This is a genomic window from Halomonas elongata, from assembly GCF_029081005.1.
In the GTDB taxonomy this organism is placed as follows: domain Bacteria; phylum Pseudomonadota; class Gammaproteobacteria; order Pseudomonadales; family Halomonadaceae; genus Halomonas; species Halomonas elongata_B.
The window spans coordinates 1-20,065 of the sequence record NZ_JAJQTQ010000030.1 but is presented as its reverse complement, the minus strand read 5'-3'; the positions used below and the strand labels follow the sequence as shown (position 1 = coordinate 20,065).

14 protein-coding genes are annotated in these 20,065 nt (G+C 65.3%); 7 read left to right on the top strand and 7 right to left on the bottom strand.

Going from position 1 to position 20,065, the window contains the following annotated elements; translation table 11 throughout:
* Nucleotides 1-23: 23 nt before the first annotated feature.
* The 4 genes from LU493_RS16840 to prfB all read right to left on the bottom strand — a co-directional run bounded on the left by LU493_RS16840 (nucleotide 24) and on the right by prfB (nucleotide 5,241).
* On the bottom strand, nucleotides 24-1,436 hold the full coding sequence (locus tag LU493_RS16840) for an MFS transporter (RefSeq protein WP_275288965.1): 1,413 nt from the start codon (nucleotides 1,434-1,436) through the stop codon (nucleotides 24-26).
* A 302-nt stretch (nucleotides 1,437-1,738) separates the two neighbouring features.
* Nucleotides 1,739-2,125 carry a hypothetical protein gene (locus LU493_RS16835; protein WP_275288964.1) on the bottom strand — a complete coding sequence of 129 codons (387 nt, stop codon included), beginning with the start codon at nucleotides 2,123-2,125 and terminating at the stop codon, nucleotides 1,739-1,741.
* A gap of 326 nt (nucleotides 2,126-2,451) precedes the next feature.
* On the bottom strand, nucleotides 2,452-4,005 hold the full coding sequence (lysS, locus tag LU493_RS16830; RefSeq protein WP_275288963.1) for a lysine--tRNA ligase: 1,554 nt from the start codon (nucleotides 4,003-4,005) through the stop codon (nucleotides 2,452-2,454).
* A 137-nt stretch (nucleotides 4,006-4,142) separates the two neighbouring features.
* Nucleotides 4,143-5,241 (bottom strand): peptide chain release factor 2 gene (gene prfB, locus LU493_RS16825; protein WP_275288962.1). Its coding sequence is split into 2 segments (ribosomal slippage): nucleotides 4,143-5,165 and nucleotides 5,167-5,241, totalling 1,098 coding nucleotides; the frame shifts between segments, so codons are not numbered across the junction.
* Nucleotides 5,242-5,568: 327 nt separating this feature from the next.
* On the opposite strand from prfB, the gene LU493_RS16820 reads away from it, so the two are divergent.
* The 4 genes from LU493_RS16820 to LU493_RS16805 all read left to right on the top strand — a co-directional run bounded on the left by LU493_RS16820 (nucleotide 5,569) and on the right by LU493_RS16805 (nucleotide 10,836).
* On the top strand, nucleotides 5,569-7,152 hold the full coding sequence (locus LU493_RS16820; protein ID WP_275288961.1) for a peptide ABC transporter substrate-binding protein: 1,584 nt from the start codon (nucleotides 5,569-5,571) through the stop codon (nucleotides 7,150-7,152).
* A gap of 202 nt (nucleotides 7,153-7,354) precedes the next feature.
* Nucleotides 7,355-8,281 carry an oligopeptide ABC transporter permease OppB gene (gene oppB, locus LU493_RS16815; protein ID WP_275288960.1) on the top strand — a complete coding sequence of 309 codons (927 nt, stop codon included), beginning with the start codon at nucleotides 7,355-7,357 and terminating at the stop codon, nucleotides 8,279-8,281.
* Nucleotides 8,282-8,301: 20 nt separating this feature from the next.
* Nucleotides 8,302-9,228, top strand: a complete 927-nt coding sequence (locus tag LU493_RS16810) for an ABC transporter permease (protein ID WP_275288959.1) — start codon at nucleotides 8,302-8,304, stop codon at nucleotides 9,226-9,228.
* A gap of 9 nt (nucleotides 9,229-9,237) precedes the next feature.
* On the top strand, nucleotides 9,238-10,836 hold the full coding sequence (locus tag LU493_RS16805; RefSeq protein WP_275288958.1) for an ABC transporter ATP-binding protein: 1,599 nt from the start codon (nucleotides 9,238-9,240) through the stop codon (nucleotides 10,834-10,836).
* 108 nt (nucleotides 10,837-10,944) lie between these two features.
* On the opposite strand, the gene LU493_RS16800 is transcribed toward LU493_RS16805, so the two are convergent.
* Complete coding sequence (locus LU493_RS16800) at nucleotides 10,945-12,297, bottom strand: OmpP1/FadL family transporter (RefSeq protein WP_275288957.1); 1,353 nt, start codon at nucleotides 12,295-12,297, stop codon at nucleotides 10,945-10,947.
* Between the two features lie 285 nt (nucleotides 12,298-12,582).
* On the opposite strand from LU493_RS16800, the gene LU493_RS16795 reads away from it, so the two are divergent.
* The 3 genes from LU493_RS16795 (at nucleotide 12,583) to LU493_RS16785 (ending at nucleotide 16,094) form a co-directional block, all read left to right on the top strand.
* Complete coding sequence (locus LU493_RS16795; RefSeq protein WP_275288956.1) at nucleotides 12,583-13,038, top strand: MerR family transcriptional regulator; 456 nt, start codon at nucleotides 12,583-12,585, stop codon at nucleotides 13,036-13,038.
* A complete protein-coding gene (locus LU493_RS16790; protein WP_275288955.1) occupies nucleotides 13,035-15,554 on the top strand; it encodes a heavy metal translocating P-type ATPase in 2,520 nt (839 codons plus the stop codon). Before LU493_RS16795 ends, LU493_RS16790 begins: the two co-directional genes overlap by 4 nt.
* Before the next feature lie 120 nt (nucleotides 15,555-15,674).
* Nucleotides 15,675-16,094 (top strand): VOC family protein, encoded by a 420-nt coding sequence (locus LU493_RS16785; RefSeq protein WP_275288954.1) that lies wholly within the window; start codon nucleotides 15,675-15,677, stop codon nucleotides 16,092-16,094.
* 293 nt (nucleotides 16,095-16,387) lie between these two features.
* Here the strand turns inward: LU493_RS16785 and recJ are convergent, their stop codons facing one another.
* Entirely contained in the window at nucleotides 16,388-18,181 is a 1,794-nt protein-coding gene (gene recJ / locus LU493_RS16780) for a single-stranded-DNA-specific exonuclease RecJ (RefSeq protein WP_275288953.1), read from the bottom strand.
* A gap of 332 nt (nucleotides 18,182-18,513) precedes the next feature.
* Nucleotides 18,514-19,902 carry a threonine synthase gene (gene thrC / locus LU493_RS16775; protein WP_275288952.1) on the bottom strand — a complete coding sequence of 463 codons (1,389 nt, stop codon included), beginning with the start codon at nucleotides 19,900-19,902 and terminating at the stop codon, nucleotides 18,514-18,516.
* Nucleotides 19,903-20,065: the final 163 nt, after the last annotated feature.

Sequence of the window (20,065 nt, the reverse complement as noted above, 5' to 3'; positions counted from 1 at the left end):
CTCCCCGATGGTGAATGTCGCCATCATTGTACGCGTTCGCTGGCAACACGACGACGTATGCGCGCTGCTTCGCCGGCCCGGGACACCCGGCCGAGACTCGCCAGCAACGCCAGCCCCCCGGCCACCGCGCCTCCCCAGAGCGCCATCTGGACCGGCGCACCGATCGACAGGCAGGCGCCGACCAGGGCCACCCCCATGGCCTGCCCCACGGTACGGGTGGTGCTCATCACGCCGGAGGCATTGGCGCTGCGCTCGGCCGGCACACTGGCCATCAGCTCACGATTGTTGGGAGGCTGGAAGATACCGAAGCCGAGCCCGCACAGCGCCGTTCGCCACAGGCAGTCGGCCACGCCGGCATCGGCTTCGAGGCCGGCCAGCGCGACCATTCCGGCGATCAGCACCACCAGGCCCAGGCAGGACAGCAGACTGGGGTTGACCCTGTCGGCGAGGCGTCCCGCCAGAGGCCCCGCTACCATGATCGCCAGCGGCCAGGGAGTGAACAGCCAGGCCGTCTCCAGGGGCGAGAAGCCCATGCCCTGCTGATAGAGAAACGACAGGGCCACGAAGGCCAGCCCCTGGCCGACGAAGGCGAGCCCCGAGGCCGATACCGCCAGACTGAAGCGACGCTGGTGGAACAGCGCCAGCGGCAACAACGGATGCAGAGCGCGCCGCTGACGCCACAGGAAAAGCCCGCCGGCCATCAGACTCAACGACAACCAGCCCAGGGATTGCCCGACAGGCGTCTGGTGCCCCACCCCATCCATGGCCAGGAAGAGGGCGCCGAGCGTGAGGATCGAACAGCCGGCCCCCGCCGCATCGAAGCCTCCTCGCCGCCCCGGCTCTCGGGGCAAGGCACGCCAGGCCAGGGTCACGGCGACGACGCCGATTGGCACCGGCAGGGCAAACAGCCAGGGCCAGTCGGCCACGGAAAGCACCAGACCTCCGATCGCCGGCCCCGCCGTATAACCGGTGGCCACCACCAGGGAACTCAACCCCAGGGCACTGCCCAGCAGCCGCGACGGAAAGATGGTGCGATAAAGCGATGGCCCGATCGACAGCGTCGCCGCAGCCCCCAGACCCTGCAGGGCCCGAAACACCAGCAGGGTGTCCAGGTCGCGCGACAAGGCGCTGCCCGCCGCCGACGCCGCAAACAGCGACAGCCCCGCGACATAGAGGCGACGCCGACCGATGATCTCGCTCAGTCCGGAAAACACCAGCAGGAAGGCGGCACAGACCACCTGGAAGATATTGATGACCCAGACGGCGCTGGCCGGCGCCACGTCGAGGTCGGCGGCGATGGAAGGCAACGCCAGGTTGATCATGGTGGCGTCCACCACCGCCATGGTGGTGCCGAAGATCAGCGCCAGCACGGCAAGCCGGCGCTCGGGGCCGGGCAGACCATCGTCACCCTCTCGGGTCGCGAAGAGTCGACTCATGAATCGGGATCCATTCCACGGAAACACCGGCGTCGGGGCAGGGCTAACGCAGGAAGCGATACGCCCGGGGGCTGCTCGGGACAAGACTCGACGGCCGGGGCCGGCACGTTGCATACCGTCCGTCAGTCTTGTTCAAAAAGTCGGCGAGAGCAGACGCTTTTCGTCACGAGCTCAGAGGGTTCTGCAAAGGACACCTTCTTCCCAGGGAGAGCGCTGGATAAATCACCTGGGGAAACACTTTGCATACCGCCCATCGGTCTTGAACGAAAAGTTGGCGAAAGCAGACACTTTTCGTCAAGAGCTCAGTCCTGATCGGTTTCCAGCAGCATCGAATCATCCACCTCGGCGATCTCCAGCGCCGCCTCGTCGTCGAGGTCGATGGCCAGGTAGCTGTGCTCGATGCACAGGAAGCGCTGGAAGAGCGACCAGTCGAGCGTCTCGGGCCATTGGCGCTCGTCCTCTTCCCAGGCACGCAGCTCGGTCTCGAGGATCTCGAGATACCGTTCGCGCACGAAGGCCTCGAGATTTTCGGGCGTGTCCATCTCCGGGATCAGATAGACGGTACTTTCCCGTTCGACATCCTCCAGGGCCAGGTCGTCGTCGCCCACAGTGGGCTCCAGGGCGTTGATCCAGTCGACGAAAGGTTGGGTCGGCCTGACACTCAGGGCGGAGCGGTTGAGCAGTTTCATCACGGTCTCCTCGACGTCGAAACGCTGCCATTATGGGCGCCAGGGGCGCTCGTTACCAACATTACCTCTCGCGATCCAAGAAAGGAGCGAGGGGCGCCGGGGACAAGCCGAAGAGGAGGTCCGACGCCACGGAAGGCGTCGGTAGCGTACAAGGAGGTATTCACAGCGCCTCCTCGCAGGCTTGTCGACGGATCAGCCCCGATTGTCGCCTCTCTACAGCCCTGTCAGTCCACCTCCGGCCGCATAACCGGGAATAACAACACCCCCGTGTTGTACATGAGCAAAGCGAGTCCCCGCGCAACGCCGCCTGGCCGACGCGCAGCGCCTTATTCCACTTCAGGGCGCATGGCCGGGAACAACAACACATCCCGGATCGAGGCACTGTCGGTGAGCAGCATCACCAGCCGGTCGATACCGATGCCCTCGCCCGCCGTGGGCGGCAAGCCATACTCCAGAGCACGTATATAATCGGCGTCGTAGTACATGGCCTCGTCGTCGCCGGCGTCCTTCTCGGCAGCCTGGGCGGCGAAGCGCTCGGCCTGGTCTTCGGCATCGTTGAGCTCGGAGAAGCCGTTGGCCAGTTCGCGGCCGCCGACGAAGAACTCGAAGCGTTCGGTGACGAAGGGATCGGCATCCTTGCGACGCGCCAGCGGACTGACCTCGGTGGGATAGTCGATGATGAAGGTCGGCTGTTGCAGGCGATGTTCGACGGTCTTCTCGAAGATTTCGATCTGGACCTTGCCGAGCCCCCAGCCATCCTTGACATCGATATCCAGGCGCTCGGCGATCTGCCGCGCCGCGGCCTCGTCGGCCAGTGCTTCGGCAGTGATCTCCGGATTGTAGGCCAGGATGGCGTCGAACACGCTGAGGCGCTCGAACGGCTTGCCGAAGTCGTATTCGACGGTTTCGAGCACCTCGCCCTCGGCGTCACGCACATTGCTGACCACACAGGTGTCACCCAGCACTTCCCGGGTCACGGTGCGCAGCATGGCCTCCGTGAAGTCCATGAGGTCCTGGTAGTCCGCATAGGCCTGGTAGTACTCGACCATGGTGAACTCGGGATTGTGGCGCGTGGACAACCCCTCGTTGCGGAAATTGCGGTTGATCTCGAAGACCTTCTCGAAGCCCCCCACCACCAGCCGCTTGAGATAGAGCTCCGGGGCGACACGCAGGTACATGTCGATGTCCAGCGCATTGTGATGGGTGATGAAGGGCCGGGCTGTCGCGCCGCCGGGGATCGGCTGCAGCATCGGCGTCTCGACCTCCATGAAGCCATGCTCCTCGAAGAAGCGACGCATGGCGCTGATCACCCCGGCGCGCGCCTCGAAGACCCGACGCGAATCGGGATTCATGATCAGGTCCACATAACGCTGGCGATAGCGGGCTTCCATGTCGGTCAAGCCATGGAACTTGTCGGGCAGCGGCCGCAGGCTCTTGGTCAGCAGGCGCGCCTCTTCCATCATCACGTAGAGATCGCCCTTGCCCGACTTGTGCACTGGCCCCCGACCGGCCACGATATCGCCGATGTCCCACCCCTTGATGTCCTCGAGAACCTCGGCGGGCAGCCCCTTCTTGTCGACGTAGAGCTGGATCTGGCCGGAGGCGTCCTGGATGACGATGAAGGGCCCGCGCTTGCGCAGGATTCGCCCCGACACGGCGGCCGGACGTCCCAACGACTCGAGCTCGGCCTTGTCCTTGTCGCCCAGCTCGGCCTGCAGCTCGGCGGCGACGCTGTCGCGACGGAAGTCATTGGGGAAGGCACTGCCACCATCGGCGGCGGCACGCTCGCGGCGCGTGGCCAGCTTGGACCGTCGCTCCGCGATCAGGTGGTTCTCGTCCTGGGTCCCCGCAGGGGCTTGCGAATTGTCCTGGTGGGCCATATTGCTACCTGTAAGAGTGGACTTCGGGCTTCGGGTTGCGAGCGACGGGCTTCGAGCTACGAGCTGGGTTTTCGGGTTTCGCATCTCGTTTCTCGCGATTCGCTTCTCGTAGCTCGCTTCCCAGGGCTCGCGGCGCTTCAGAGCCCCTGCTTCAAACTGGCGATGATGTACTGATCCAGGTCCCCGTCCAGCACCTTCTCGCAGCTGCTCGACTGGACACCGGTACGCAGGTCCTTGATGCGCTGGTCATCCAGCACGTAGGAACGGATCTGGCTGCCCCAGCCGATATCGGCCTTGGAATCTTCGGCGGCCTGCTTGGCGGCATTGCGCTTGTCCATCTCGTGTTCCCACAGCTTCGCCCTGAGCTGTTTCATGGCGAAGTCGCGGTTGGCGTGCTGGCTGCGCTGGCTCTGACAGGCCACCACGATGCCGGTCGGCTCGTGGGTGATCCGCACCGCCGAGTCGGTGGTGTTGACGTGCTGACCGCCGGCGCCACTGGAACGATAGGTGTCGACGCGCAGATCCGACGGGTTGATCTCGACCTCGAAGCTGTCATCGACTTCCGGCGACAGAAATACCGAGGCGAAGGAGGTATGCCGCCGCCCACCGGAGTCGAAGGGGCTCTTGCGCACCAGCCGATGCACACCGGTCTCGGTGCGCAGCCAGCCGAAGGCATATTCGCCCTGCAGATGCACCGTGGCCGACTTGATGCCCGCCACGTCGCCGGCGGACAATTCGATGAGATCGGCCTTGAAGCCATGATGCTCGGCCCAGCGCAGGTACATGCGCAGCAGCATGTTGGCCCAGTCCTGGGCCTCGGTGCCGCCCGACCCCGCCTGAATGTCCAGATAGGCGTTGTTGGGATCCATCTCGCCGGCGAACATGCGCCGGAACTCGAGTTTCTCGAGATTGGCCTGGAGGTTCTCCAGCTCCCGGCTCACCTCGTCGACGGTATCCGTATCTTCTTCCATCTCGGCCAGCTCGAGCAGGTCACGGCTGTCGTTCAGGCCGCGTTCCAGCGTGTCGATGGTCTCGACCACCATCTCCAGGGTCGCCCGTTCCTTGCCCAGTTTCTGGGCATGGTCCGGGTCGCTCCAGACGTCGGGATCCTCGAGCTCGCGAGTGACTTCCTCTAGCCGTTCCTTCTTCTCGGCATAGTCAAAGATACCCCCTCAGGACATCTGTCCGCTCAGACAGGTCCTTGATGAGGTGGTTGATGGGATTGACTTCCTGCATGGCGTTCGCCTGATTCCGCAGTGAAATGTCCGCCGGACGTGTCCCGGCGGCAGGGAAAAGAGAGGCATTGTAGCCAAATGCCCGCACAGCGTCATCCCGTCCCGGACTCTCCCCGGGACGCTGGCAGATGAGGGCATCGCTCGGAGCCGATCCATCGGCAAGCCAGGTCTCCCTCCGTTCGACCGGCGCCGTATCGGGCTCATGCATGATATGTAATACGCCATGTGAAATTTCACATGGACTTCTCTTCTGAGCCGCACGAAGGTCAGGAAGGATGGCATCGAAGCACCATGCCGACCGACAACAACAACGTCAGGGAAGAGATCCATGACTCAGAATCGTACCCCCCTGGCGGGCGCCATCGCGCTCGCTTCTGCCCTGCTGGCGTCACCCGTGGCAGCACAGACCCTCGACATGGGCGTCACCGGTGAACTCGCCTCCTTCGATACGTCTCAGGTAGCCGGCGGTATCTGGGAGTCCCAGGTCCTGATGGACGTCTACGAGGGCCTGGTCAAGAAGTCCCCGGACGGCGAGGTGCTGCCCGGCATGGCGACGTCCTGGGACGTCTCCGACGACGGCAGGACCTACACCTTCCACCTGCGCGAAGACGCCGCCTGGTCCGATGGTGAACCAGTCACTGCCGAGGACTTCGTGTTCGGATGGCAACATCTGCTCGACCCGCAGAATGCCTCCAAGTACGCCTACATGCTCTATCCCGTGGTAGGCGCCGAAGCGGTCAACACCGGCGAGAAGTCCCTGGATGCCCTGGGCGTGGCCTCCCTCGACGACGGCCGTACCTTCCAGGTCGAGCTCACGGCGCCCACGCCCTACTTCATCCAGTTGCTGACCCACTACACCGCCTATCCGGCCCCCAAGCACGCCATCGAGGAATACGGGAAGGACTGGGTAAAACTGGACAACATCGTCACCAACGGGGCCTTCACGCCCGAGGAGTGGATCTCGCAGTCGCGTATCACCGTGAGCCGCAACCCCGAGTACTACGATGCCGACGAGGTCGCGCTGGACGAGGTCAACTACTACACGGTCGAGGATCGCAACGCCGGCGTCTCGCGCTTCCGCTCCGGCGAGCTGGACATCATGCGCGAGTACTCCTCCAGCATGTACGGCATGCTTCAGGAAGAACTGCCCGACGCCACCCATATGGCGCCCTACCTGGGCAGCTACTACTACGTCTTCAACCACCGCGAAGACCACCCGACCGCCGATCCGAAGGTCCGCAAGGCGCTCAGTCTCGTGGTGCGCCGCAAGGTGCTCTCCGAGCAGATCATGGGCGGCACCTTCCTGCCTTCACGTTCCTTCGTGCCCGAGGGCATCCACCATTACGACGTCCAGAAGATGCCGCAGGAAGGCGACATGGACGAGCGCATGGAACGCGCCAGGCAACTGCTCGCCGAGGCCGGCCATGGCCCCGACAACCCGCTGAACCTTCGCCTGCGCTACAACACCAACGACGAGCACAAGAAGATCGCCGTCGCCCTGGCCGCCATGTGGCGTCCGCTGGGCGTCGAGATCGAGATGATCAATTCGGAAGCCACGGTGCACTACCAGACCATCGCCGAGGGTGACTTCGACATCGCCCGGGCCGGCTGGATCGCCGACTACAACGACGCCGAGAATTTCCTCAGCCTGCTGCACAGCGGGGTCGGCAACAACTACGGCGCCTACTCCAATGCCGAGTTCGACGATCTGACGGACCAGGCCGCCCGCACTCTGGACGCCGACGAACGCGAAACCCTTCTCGAGCAGGCCGAACAGACGGCACTGAACGATTACGCGGTCCTGCCGCTGCTCTATTACGTGTCGCGCAACCTGGTGAACCCGGCCATCACCGGCTGGGAAGACAACGTCGAGGACGATCATCCCTCACGCTGGATCTCGTTCGAGCAGTGACTTTCCGGCTGTGAAAGGCGCGCTCCCCTGCGGAGCGCGCCTTGCCGTCATGTCTGCGCTCAACCTGGTCACTCCCGAGGTCCAGGGATGGCAGACCAGCGCCATCGACATTCACCCACTGCGCTACATCCAGCTCGAGGACTAGCACCGTGACTTTCCGTCTTGCCATCCCATATCATCGGCCCATGCCCCGGAGGCCGTCATGCTGAGCTATACGCTGAAACGGCTGCTGCAGGCCATTCCCACGATGCTGATCGTGATCACCATCTCGTTCTTCTTGATGCGCATCGCGCCCGGGGGTCCCTTCGACGGCGAGCGGGCCCTGCCGCCGGAGATCGAGGCCAACCTGATGGCCGCCTATCATCTGGACGAGCCCCTGCCGATGCAGTACCTGCGCTACATGGGCAACCTGCTGCAGGGCGACTTCGGCCCTTCCTTCAAGTACAAGGACTTCTCGGTCACCGAGCTGATCATGCAGGGTTTCCCGGTCAGCCTGGAGATCGGCGGGCTGGCGATCCTGCTGGCCCTGTTGCTCGGCCTGCCGCTGGGCGTGATCGCCGCACTGAAGCGCAACTCGACCATCGATTACCTGGTGATGGGCACAGCCCTGGCCGGCATCGCGATTCCCAACTTCGTCATCGCCCCGATCCTGGCGCTGGTGTTCGGCGTGCTGCTGGCCTGGCTGCCGGCCGGCGGCTGGAACGGTGGTGCCCTGCCCAACCTGGTGCTGCCGGTCGCCGCCCTGTCGATCCAGCAGGTCGCCTACATCGCGAGGATGATGCGCGCCAGCATGATCGAGGTGCTGGGCAGTCACTACATCCGCACGGCCCGGGCCAAGGGACTGGCCGAGTCCCAGGTCATCTGGCGCCACGCCCTGCGTCCGGCGTTGCTGCCGGTAACGTCCTACCTCGGCCCGGCCGTCGCCGGGATCATCACCGGCTCGGTGGTGATCGAGCAGATCTTCGGCATTCCCGGCATCGGTCGCTACTTCGTGCAGGGCGCGCTCAACCGCGACTACACCCTGGTGATGGGCACGGTGGTGTTCTACGGCGCCCTGATCGTGCTGATGAACCTGCTCGTCGACCTGATCTACTCCGCGCTGGATCCGCAGATCCGCCATGACGACTGACCCGCAGGGAGCGGATAGCCATGACCACTGACCCCCTTTCCTACGACGGCGACCGCCACGCCACGGCCGATGACCTCGGTCCGGACGCGGCGCCGGCCGCCGGCGAGAGTCTGACGCGTGATGCCTGGCGGCGGCTCAAGCAGAATCGCGCAGCCATGGTCAGCCTGGTGATGCTGATCGTGATCACCCTGACGTGCCTGTTCGGTCCCTATGTCCTGCCCTGGGGACTGTCGGAAGTCGACTGGAACGCCTTCACCGCCTCGCCGAGCCTCGAGGGCGGTCACTTCCTCGGCACCGACGCCAATGGCCGCGACCTGCTCACCCGCACCCTGTACGGCGGCCGGGTATCGCTGTCGGTGGCACTGGTGGCGAGCCTCGTCAGCCTGGTGATCGGCGTGCTCTACGGCGCCATCTCCGGCTATCTCGGCGGCCGGGTGGACAACGTCATGATGCGCTTCGTCGACATCATGTACTCGCTGCCCTTCATGTTCCTGGTGATCCTGCTGATGGTGGTGTTCGGCCGCAACATTCTGCTGATCTACGCCGCCATCGGTGCCGTGGAGTGGCTGGACATGGCGCGCATCGTGCGCGGTCAGACCCTGGCGCTCAAGCAACGCGAGTTCATCGAGGCGGCCCACGCCCTGGGCGTGCGCGACTCAAGAATCGTCACCCGCCACCTGATCCCCAATGCCATCGGTCCGGTGATCGTCTATGTCACTCTCACGGTGCCCAAGGTCATCCTGCTCGAGAGTTTCCTGTCGTTCCTCGGCCTCGGCGTGCAGGAACCGCTGACCAGTTGGGGGGTATTGATCTCGGAAGGCACCGACATGATGCAGAGCGCGCCCTGGATGCTGCTGGTGCCCTCGGTATTCCTGGCGGCGACGCTGTTCTGTCTCAACTTCCTGGGCGATGGATTGCGCGACGCCCTGGATCCCAAGACCCGCTAGGAGGACGCCATGAGCGACACCCTGCTCGAGATCGACAATCTGAGCGTCGACTTCCAGCTCCCCGACGGCACCGTCCCGGCGGTCAAGGGAGTGAGCTTCGATATCCGGGCCGGCGAGACGGTGGCCCTGGTCGGCGAATCCGGCTCCGGCAAGTCGGTTTCCTCCACTGCCGCCATGCGCCTGCTGCCCGACCTGGCCCAGGCCCGCGGCGCGATCCGTTTCCATGGCGAGGACCTGCTCGCCGCCACCCCGCGGCGCATGCGACGCATCCGCGGCAATGCCATCTCGATGATCTTCCAGGAGCCGATGACCTCGCTCAATCCGCTGCATCGGATCGGCGCCCAGATCATCGAGGTCCTGACCCGGCACAACAAGGCCAAGGGGCGCAAGGCCAGGACCCATGCCCTCGAACTGCTGGAGCAGGTCGGCATCCCCGAGCCCGAGCGGCGCATCGACAGCTATCCCCACGAACTTTCCGGCGGCCAGCGCCAGCGGGTGATGATCGCCATGGCGCTGGCCTGCGAGCCGGAGCTGCTGATCGCCGACGAGCCCACCACGGCCCTGGATGTCACGGTCCAGGCACAGATACTGCAACTGCTCAAGTCGCTGCAGGCCCGCTATGGCATGGCGATCCTGTTCATCACCCATGACCTGGGCATCGTGCGGCACTTCGCCGACCGGGTCTGCGTCATGCGCCGCGGCGAGATGGTGGAACGCGGCGATACCGCCGAGGTCTTCACCAATCCCCGACACGACTACACGCGCATGCTGATCGATGCCGATCCCCGCGGCGGCAAATCGCCGGTCGAGGACAGCGCGCCGGTCCTGCTGGAGGCGCGGGATCTTCGCGTGCGCTTCGCCCTCAAGAAGCGTCTGCTCCGCCCCAGCCAGTACTTTGAGGCGGTACGCGGCATCGACCTGACCATCCGGCGCGGCCAGACCGTCGGGGTGGTCGGCGAGTCGGGATCCGGCAAGTCGACACTGGGGCGCGCCTTGCTGCGCCTGCTCAAGAGCAGTGGCGATATCCGTTTCGACGACAGCGACCTCACCGCCCTGGATGGCGCGGGCATGCGCCCGCTGCGCTCGCGCCTGCAGGTCGTCTTCCAGGACCCCTTCGGCTCGCTCTCCCCGCGCCTGACCGTCGGCGAAGTCATCAGCGAAGGGCTGCGCGTCCATCAGCCGGTCCTCGACCGGCGCCAACGCGAACGCCGGGTCATCGAAGCCCTCCAGGAAGTGGCGCTCGACCCGGCGATGCGCAATCGCTACCCCCACGAGTTCTCCGGCGGCCAGCGACAGCGCATCGCCATCGCCCGCGCCCTGGTGCTCAAGCCGGAGTTCCTGCTGCTCGACGAACCGACCTCGGCGCTCGACCGTTCGGTGCAGGTCACGGTGATCGAGCTGCTGCGCGACCTCCAGGCGAAGTACGGCCTGACCTACCTGTTCATCAGCCACGATCTCGCGGTGGTTCGCGCCCTGGCCGACACCGTGATGGTGATGAAATCGGGCGAGGTCGTCGAACAAGGCCCAACCGAAAATATCTTCGCCAACCCGCGCGACGCCTATACCCGAGAGCTGATGCGGGCGGCCTTCGTCGACGACGCCGCCTGACGACCGGCCCGCTCCGGCCCTGCCTGGAGCGGGAAACGATACGACAGGACCCGGCCTCAGCCGGGTCCTGTCGTGTTCACGAGGCGCGAAGGTCGCGCGAAGTCGGCGTCAGAAGCGGTAATCCACCGAGAGGGCGAAGACGTTGGCATCGACTTCATAGGTCCCGGACAGGTCGCCGCGACTGGCGTTCTCGGGCTTGGCACCGGACTGGTCGATGTCGCCATCGTCACCGAACACCCGCATGTAGCCGGCCGTCACGCCCAGATCAGGCGTCGGCATCCAGGTCGCGCCAAGCGTCGCCCAGCGACGATCGGCATCCGGCACGCGCGGCGTGCGATGCTCGCTGTCCGGCACTGGCGACTCGTCGATCCCCAGGCCCGCACGCAGCATCCACTGTGGGTTGAGCTGATAGTTGGCCCCCACCGAGAAGGCCCAGGTGTCGTCCCAGTTTTCCGACGTGGTGCTCAAATCCTGACCGCCCGATTCGACGACCAGCTCATCGAAACTGCTCCACTCGGTCCATTCGGCGTTGGCCATCAGGGCGAAGCGGTCGGTCAACTGATGATAGACCCCGAAGTTGAGGTTGGCCGGCGTGGTCAGATCCGCCTTGCCGCCGGCGTCCTGCAATTGCCCCATGGCCTGGGCACCCGCCAGCACCTGCTGCCCGGTGGCGTTGTCGGCGCTGTAATTGACGTCACCATCCAGCGTCAGATCCACTTCGGAGCGATAGCTGATCCCCAGGCGGGTACGATCGGTGGCCTGGAACAGCGCCCCCAGGGTGTAGCCGTAGCCCCAGTCATCGCCGGTCACCTCGGCCATGCCATCGGCATTGCCGATCGCCGAGGGCGGCAACTGGCCGGCACGGACGCCCATGCCACCGAGGTCAATGGCATTGGACAGGGTGGCATCGGCATACTGGGCTCGAACCCCGACGGCGAGGTCGAGGCGATCGGTGGCGCGATAGTTCAGCGTCGGCTGGATATCGATGGTCTGCAGGTCGGTCTCGACGGCATGATAACGGCCGATCCAGTCCTTGTCGTACTCCGTCGAGAGGCCATACGGTGCCGAGACCGAGAGACCGAAATCGAACTGGTCGCTCAGCCGAGTCTTGAAGGCGAAGCTCGGCACCCAGGCCTCCTCGCCCCCCTCGCGAGAGCCGCCACGATCATAGCTCACAGGCATTCCAGCGGGGCTCGCCGAGGCATCGGTCAGTTCGAAGCTGGCATCGATATAGGAAATGCCGCCGGCTACCTGGGTCCCTTCGACGTTACCGATGGCCGCCGGGTTATAGGTCATGAAGCTGACATCTTCGGCACCGGCCGCCGCCCCGGCCATGGCGTTGGCCAGCGCCTTGGCGCTCTGTTCACGAACCTGGAAACCCGACGCGGCGACCTGGCTGGACGCCAGCACGGCGGACGCCAGGGTCACGGCGACGGTGAGCTTGTTGAGCTTGTTTTGCATGAGCAGACATCCCTAGTCGTGATGGGTGATTGTTGTCTCGCTAACCACGGGGCGGTCACGTGGCTTCAGTGTTTGCGAAACCCATCCCGACGATCAAGTCCAAACGTTCGTTTTAACGCAAAACATGCTCATACTTTAGTCACACGACCGTTTGACTTCTCTATTTTTCAACCGGTTACATACTACTCTCTGAAAGCACCCTGTCCGCTCGGGATCCTGGCTTGACCTTTGTGTAACACAAGGGTTTTACACTGTTGCCAACGTCATCACCCCGACGAGGGCACCATGAAAGTCAGTGAACTCGCACGTCGAACCGGCGTCACCGCCGAAACCGTGCGTCATTACACCCGCGAAGGGTTGCTCGCGCCCGAGCGCAACCCCGACAACGGTTACCAGCGCTACGATGGCACCGACCTGGAGCGCCTGCGCTTCATCCAGCGGGCCCGGACGCTCGGCTTCAGCGTGGCCGAGATCCGCCAGATCCTCGAACATGCCGATCATGGCGACTCGCCCTGCCCGCTGGTACGCGACCTGATGGCCGAACGCCTCCCGGAGATCCGCGCCCGCATCCATGAGCTCGAGGCGCTGGCGTCGCGCATGGAGCAGGCTCTGTCGGCCTGGTCGGACATGCCCGATGGCACCCCCGACGGCCATAGCCTGTGCCGGCTGATCGAAAGCTTCCCCGAGTCGCTCGCGCCCGACGACGCCCCCACCCCACCCCGGCAGGAGGCCTCTTCATGAACACTCGATACGAGCGTCTGGTTCCCGACATGAGCTGCCAGGGCTGCGTCGGCCGCATGCGACGCGCCATCCAGGCCCATGACGCCGAGGCCGAGGTGGCCGGCGAGCCCGCCGACAAGCGCCTGACAGTCACCACCTCTCTGGACGGCGAGGCGCTGGATGCGACCCTGAGCGAAGCCGGCTACCCCCCCGGCTCCGACGACGACGAAGGCATGACGGCGACCGATTCCCCGGCTTCCGAGGTGCCATCGCGCGAGCCATCATCGGGCGCCGGCGGCACCCGGCGATTGTCGATTTCCGGCATGACCTGTGCCAGTTGCGTGCGCACCGTCCAGGGGGCACTGGAAGGCGTCCCGGGTATCGCCGAGGCCAGCGTCAACTTCGGCACTCATACGGCCCAGGTACGGGGCGACGCCGATTTCGATGACCTGGTCGGTGCCGTGGAAAGCGTCGGTTATGGCGCCGAACCCGTGCTCGACATGCGCGAGGCCGAACGGACCCGCGCCGAACGAGAGGGCACCGAATACCGCCGTCTGATGCGGGGCGCGGCCTGGTCCCTGGCGCTGGCCGTGCCGCTGATGGCCAGCATGTTCGCCTTTCATCCCCAGCCGATCGGCGCCGGCCGTCTCTACTGGCTGGTGGTCGGACTGCTGACGCTGGCCGTGATGGTGTTCCCCGGGCGCCACTTCTTCCTCAATGCCTGGAAGAACCTGCGCCATCGCCAGGCCAACATGGATACTCTGATCGCCATGGGCACCGGGACCGCCTGGCTCTACTCCATGGCGGTGGTGGCCTTCGCCGGCGCTCTGCCGGAGGCCGCACGTGGTATCTATTTCGAAGCCTCGGCGATGGTCATCGGCCTGGTCCTGCTGGGCAATGCCCTGGAACTGCGCGCTCGTGGGCGTACCAGCGAGGCACTGCGACGCCTGCTCGACCTGCAGAGCCGAACCGCGCGGGTAATCCGCGGCGGCGAGGAACGCGAGATCGATATCGATGCGGTACGCGAGGGAGATCACCTGCGCGTGCGCCCTGGCGAGCGTCTGCCGGTAGACGGTGACGTGCTCGAAGGGTCCAGCCATGTCGACGAATCCATGCTGACCGGGGAGCCGCTGCCGGTCGCCAAGTCGGTCGGCGACGAGCTGAGCGCCGGCACCGTCAACGGCAAGGGAGGGCTGGTCTACCGTGCCACCCGGGTCGGTGCCGATACTCGACTCGGCCGCATCACCGAGCAGGTGGCCAGCGCCCAGAATTCACGGCCGCCCATCGGCCAGCTCGCCGACCGCATCTCCAGCATCTTCGTCCCCGCGGTGATGATCGTTGCCGTGATCACCGCCCTGGTCTGGTTCAACCTCGGCGCCGAACCCCGGGTCATCCACATGCTGGTCACCGCCACCACGGTGCTGATCATCGCCTGCCCCTGCGCCTTGGGGCTGGCGACGCCGATCTCCACCATGGTCGGCGTGGGCAAGGCCGCCGAACACGGTGTGCTGGTCAGAACCGGCGAGGCGCTGCAGACCGCCAGCCGCCTGACCACCTTGGTGGTCGACAAGACCGGCACCCTGACCGAAGGCAAGCCGAGGGTCACCGAAGCCGAGATCCTCGAGGGTGACCGCGAGGGGACACTTGCCCTGGTGGCCGCCCTGGAGCGTGGCTCCGAACACCCCCTGGCCAGCGCCCTGCTGGCCTACACCGAACAGGCAAATGTCGCGGCCGCCGACATTCACGACTTCCAGTCGGTGACGGGAGGCGGCGTCACGGCGCGCACCGCGGAAGGCAGCGAGCTGCTGCTGGGCAATGCCCGACTGCTGCAGGACCAGGGAGTCTCGCTCGAGGCCGGCCAGGACATCGCCGAACGCCTGCAGCGTCAGGCCCGCAGCGTCGTCCACCTGGCCGTCGATGGCCGCCTCTCTGCCGTCTTCGGCATCAGCGACCCACTGCGCGACGATAGCGTGGCGGCGATCCAGCGGCTGCGCGCCGACGGCCTCAAGGTAGTCATGCTCACCGGCGACAATGCCCATACCGCCGAAGCCATCGCCCGGGAGGTCGGCATCGATGACTTCCGCGCCGACCTGCTGCCCGAGGACAAGCATGCCGAGATCCAGCGCTTGCAAGGCGACGGCGAGGTGGTGGGCATGGTCGGCGACGGCATCAACGATGCGCCGGCCCTGGCGCTGGCGGATGTCGGTTTCGCCATCGGTCAGGGCACCGACGTGGCCATCGAGAGCGCCGGCATCACGCTGATGCGCGACTCGCTGCACGGCGTGGTCGCCGCCATCGAGATCAGCCGCGCCACCCTGCGCAACATCCGCCAGAATCTGATGGGCGCCTTCGGCTACAACCTGCTCGGCATTCCCGTCGCCGCCGGCGTGCTCTATCCGCTCACCGGCACCCTGCTGTCACCGATGATCGCCGGCGCCGCCATGTCGCTGTCGTCGATCACCGTGGTCGGCAATGCCAGCCGACTGCGCCTGTTCACGCCGCACGACGCCACCGATGCCCGGGAGACGACATCATGAGCTGGATCATCAACCTCATCGGACTGGGCCTGATCGCCTTGATCGTCTGGTGGTTCTGGCTGGATTGAGCCCGGGGACTGCTAGGCTGGCAAGTACGAAAGATCAGCAGGAGGCAATGCCATGCCCAGACTCGACGGCGTACTGGAAACGGCCCTGTATGTCACCGACATGGTCCGGGCCCGGACCTTCTTCGAGGAGGTAATGGGCCTGTCGGCCTTCACCGCCGACCAGCGATTCACCGCCTACGACGCCGGCGGCAATACCGTCCTGTTGCTGTTTCTCGAAGGGGCGACGCGTGACACCGTGGTGCTGCCCGACGAGATGGGCACCATCCCGCCCCACGACGGCACCGGTCGCACGCACATGGCCTTCGCCATCGGCGCCGAGGCCCTGGCGGAATGGGAACGCCGCCTGATGAGCCATGGCGTCGAGATCGAGGGGCGTACCCACTGGCCCCGAGGCGGAGAGAGCCTCTATTTCCGCGACCCGGACGGCCACCTGCTGGAGCTGGCCACCCCCGGCGTCTGGCCGAATTACTGAAAGAAGAGGGAAGAGAGAAGAGGTAAGTACGACGCTGCGCGTTTTGAAGAAGACGCAACAGGCGGAATGCCGAGCTCTATTGCCCCTCTTTCCATTTAAGGAAGCGCTGATTTATGTCGCGAGCGAAGATAGATTGGCTGCTGCCGGAACGGAGATACCGGAGTTTTTACACGCCAGTAAATGAGGATATTGAGTACCGCCGGCAGCCAAGATGGCTAGGCCCGTTCCCTACGGGCCTTCGCACTTCCCACATCCATATGGGTCGTCGAGCGTAGTAATAAATCAGTGTTTCCTCAGGTGGGTTCAGCATGCTCGATGATCAACTGCAACGACTCCCGTCCCCGCCAGCGATTGCGATTGAGCTTGTAGGCACAACGCAACAGGTCGCCGGCATCGAAGGCCGGCACCTCGCCCGGTGTCAGGGCGCGAAACCAGATCGCCCTGACGCTGATGGCGCCACTGGACAGCTCGAGCATCAGGTGGCTGCCATCGGCGCCCACCGTACGCAGGCTCTCCACCCGCAGCACGCCTTCGAAAAGCGGGGCATCGAACTCGCGGCCATAGGGACCGAGTGCTTCCAGTTCATCGAGCGTTTCCAGGCCCAGTTGATCGGCCTCGAGTTCACCGTCGGTAAAGACGCGTGGCCCCAGCTCCGTATCGCCGAGCTGCTCGCCGACCGCCTGGAGCAACGCCTGGCGGAAGTCGTCGAAGGCCTCACGGGGCACCCCGACGCCGGCGGCCCCTCGGTGCCCGCCGAAACGCGGCAGCGATGCCGGCGCCAGCTCGAAGGCACGCTGCAGGGCATCGCGCAGGTGCAGGGCCTCGATGGAACGTCCGGAACCGGTGAGCATGCCGGGCTGCGCGGCCGGGGTCAGCACCAGGGCGGGCCGCCCGAAGGCCTGCACCAGCCGCGAGGCGACGATGCCCTGAACCCCTGGATGGCCATCCTCGAGAAGCACCACCAGTAGCGGTGCGCCGGCCTCCAGCTCGGCCATGGCCAGGCCACGGGCACGCTCGGTCATCTCCGCCTCGATGGCCTTGCGCGACTGATTGTCCTGATCCAGCGTTTCCAGGTGGCCCGCCGCCGTGGCGTCATCCGCCGCCAGCATGAAATGCAGCGCCGCATAGGGATCATCCAGGCGGGAACGGGCGTTGATCCGCGGGCCCATCTGAAAGGCCAGGGTCTCGGCGTCGAAGGGCACGCTGTCGGCCCCCAGCCGCTGGGCCATGGTCCGCCAGCAGGCCGCTTCCATCCGATTGATCAGCGTCAGGCCATGGGCGACCACGGCACGATTGGACGCACTGCCGCCCAGCGAGACGCAATCCGCCACCGTGCCCAGGGCCACATAGGAGAGCCAGGGTGACAGTTTGGGGGTGGCCGATTCGAGCACCCCCCATTCGATCAATACGCTGCGGGTCAGCGACATGACCAGCCAGGCCACCATGCAACCGGCGATGGTCGGGTCGGGATAGGTACAGTCGTCGCGGGTGGGATTGACGGTGGCGAAGGCCGAGGCCGGCGGCCCCTCCGTCGGCAGGGCGTGGTGATCGCTGACCACCACGTCGATACCGGCCTCGCGGAGCCTGGCGATACGCGGCTCGTCGCTGCTGCCGCAATCGGCGGTGATGACCAGGCTCGGACGCGGCGAGAGCGACAGGGTGCGTTCCACCAGTGGCAGGCTGATGCCGTAGCCATCGTGAATCCGGTGGCCGATCAAACTGTGCAGGCGACTCTCGGGGACGCCGAACAGCTCGTTCAAGGTCCGCCGTATCACCACATGGGAGGTGATGCCGTCGACGTCATAGTCGGTGAGGATGCCGATATGCTCGCCCTCGGTCACCGCCCGGGCGATACGCTCGGCAGCGCGGCGCGCGTCCTGGAGGCGTTCGGGATGCGCCAGGTGACGCAGGCTCGGCGTCACCAGCGGCGCCAGTTCGCCCTCGTAGCCACCGAGCCGCCCGGCCAGAATCCGTGCCTGCAGCGGCGTCAGTCCCTCGACCAGGGCGCGCTGCTCTACGGAGGCATCCCGCGGGCGCGGCAGAATACGCGGCTTGAGGGATTCATGCAGATCGACAGGGGCGTTCACGCCTGGCTCCTCTAATCAGGGGAAACACTGGTCTATTGCTGCGCTCGTCGCCCGCAAGGGGAGAGGAAGTATGAAAGCCCGCAGGAACAGGCCCAGGCTCTGTACGAAAACTGTCTGCGCTCACCGACTTTTCGCACAAACCTAGCGAGAGGCGCCGGGGACAGGTCGAAGAGGGGGTCCGATGCCATGGATGGCATCGGTAGCGCCCAGGGAAGGGTTCACAGCGCCCCCTCGCAGACCTGTCGACGGTTCAGCCTCGCGCGACTCCCGCCCCATAACGGCCATGAGCTCTTGGAGCCGGCCTATCGGGAACCACAGGAGATCAGACCTCTTCAGCGACGATTCTCGGCAACGAACCGCTGCACCGCGGCAAGCTCCGCCGGCAATACCGTATAACGCTCCTCGCGCTCCAGCAGGTCATCCATGTGCGGCGGCAAGGGCACGCCGGGGAAGCCGGCCTTGACCACCGCCTCGGCGAATTTCGCCGGGTGAGCCGTCGCCAGGGTGATCATCGGTACGCTCTCGTCGCCGCGCTCGCGCTCGGCGGCGCGATAGCCGGTGGCGGTATGCGGATCGAGGATCTCCTGGGTGCGGTGATGCGCCTCGCGGATCACCTCCAGGATGGTGGCGTCGTCGATGCTGTGGCTGGCAAACATCTCGCGCAACCGGGCCAGCGGTGCCTCGGCCAGCGCCGAGGGCTCATCCTGGAAGCGCTCGAGCAGCTCGGCCACGGCGGCACCATCACGCTGGTAGGCCTCGAACAGCAGGCGTTCGAAGTTGGACGACACCACGATGTCCATGGACGGCGCCAGGGTCGCGATCAACGCCTGCTTGGAGAAGTCGTTGTCGGCCAGGGTGCGATGCAGGATGTCGTTGGCGTTGGTGGCGATCACGAAGCGTTCGACCGGCAGCCCCATGCGGTAGGCCATGTAGCCGGCGAAGACGTTGCCGAAGTTGGCCGACGGCACGCAGAAACTGACCTTGCGGTGCGGCGCACCCAGCGCCACGGCGGAAGCCACGTAGTAGACGACCTGGGCCATGATGCGCGCCCAGTTGATCGAGTTCACCGCCACCAGACGGGTGCCATTCAGGAACGTCTGATCGGCGAAGCTGGCCTTGACCATCGCCTGAGCGTCGTCGAAGTTGCCCTCGATGGCCACGTTGAAGACGTTGTTGGCCAGCACGGTGGTCATCTGGCGTCGCTGCACCTCGGAGACCCGCTCGTGAGGGTGCAGGATGAAAATGTCCAGGTTGTCGCAATGACGGCACCCCTCGATGGCCGCCGAGCCGGTATCGCCGGAGGTCGCGCCCATGATCACCGCCCGCTCGCCGCGCTTGGCAAGGAAGTGATCCAGCAGCCGCCCGAGCAGCTGCAGGGCCACATCCTTGAAGGCCAGCGTCGGGCCATGGAACAGCTCGAGCAGATAGTGATTGGCGTCGAGCTGATTGAGCGGCACCACGGCATCGTGACTGAAGGTCGCGTAGGCATCGCGAACGATACCGCGGAAGGTGTCGTCGTCGATCTCGCCGCCCACATACGGCTTCATCACCCGAAAGGCGATCTCGGCATAGGAACACCCGGCCATGTCGGCCAGTTCCTCATGGCTGAGCTGGGGAACCGTCTCGGGCACGTAAAGCCCGCCGTCGCTGGCCATACCGGTCAGCACGACCTCCTCGAAGGACAGCGCGGGCGCCTGCCCGCGGGTACTGATATAGCGCATCATTCCACTCCGTGGGTCTCGAGCCGCGAGCCCCGAGCCGCGAGCACTTCATTACTCGCGGCTCGTCGCCTGCCACTCGAAGTCTAAAGCTCGAAGCTCGAAGCTCGAAGCTCGAAGCTCGAAGCTCGAAGCTCGAAGCTCGAAGCTCGAAGCTCGAAGCTCG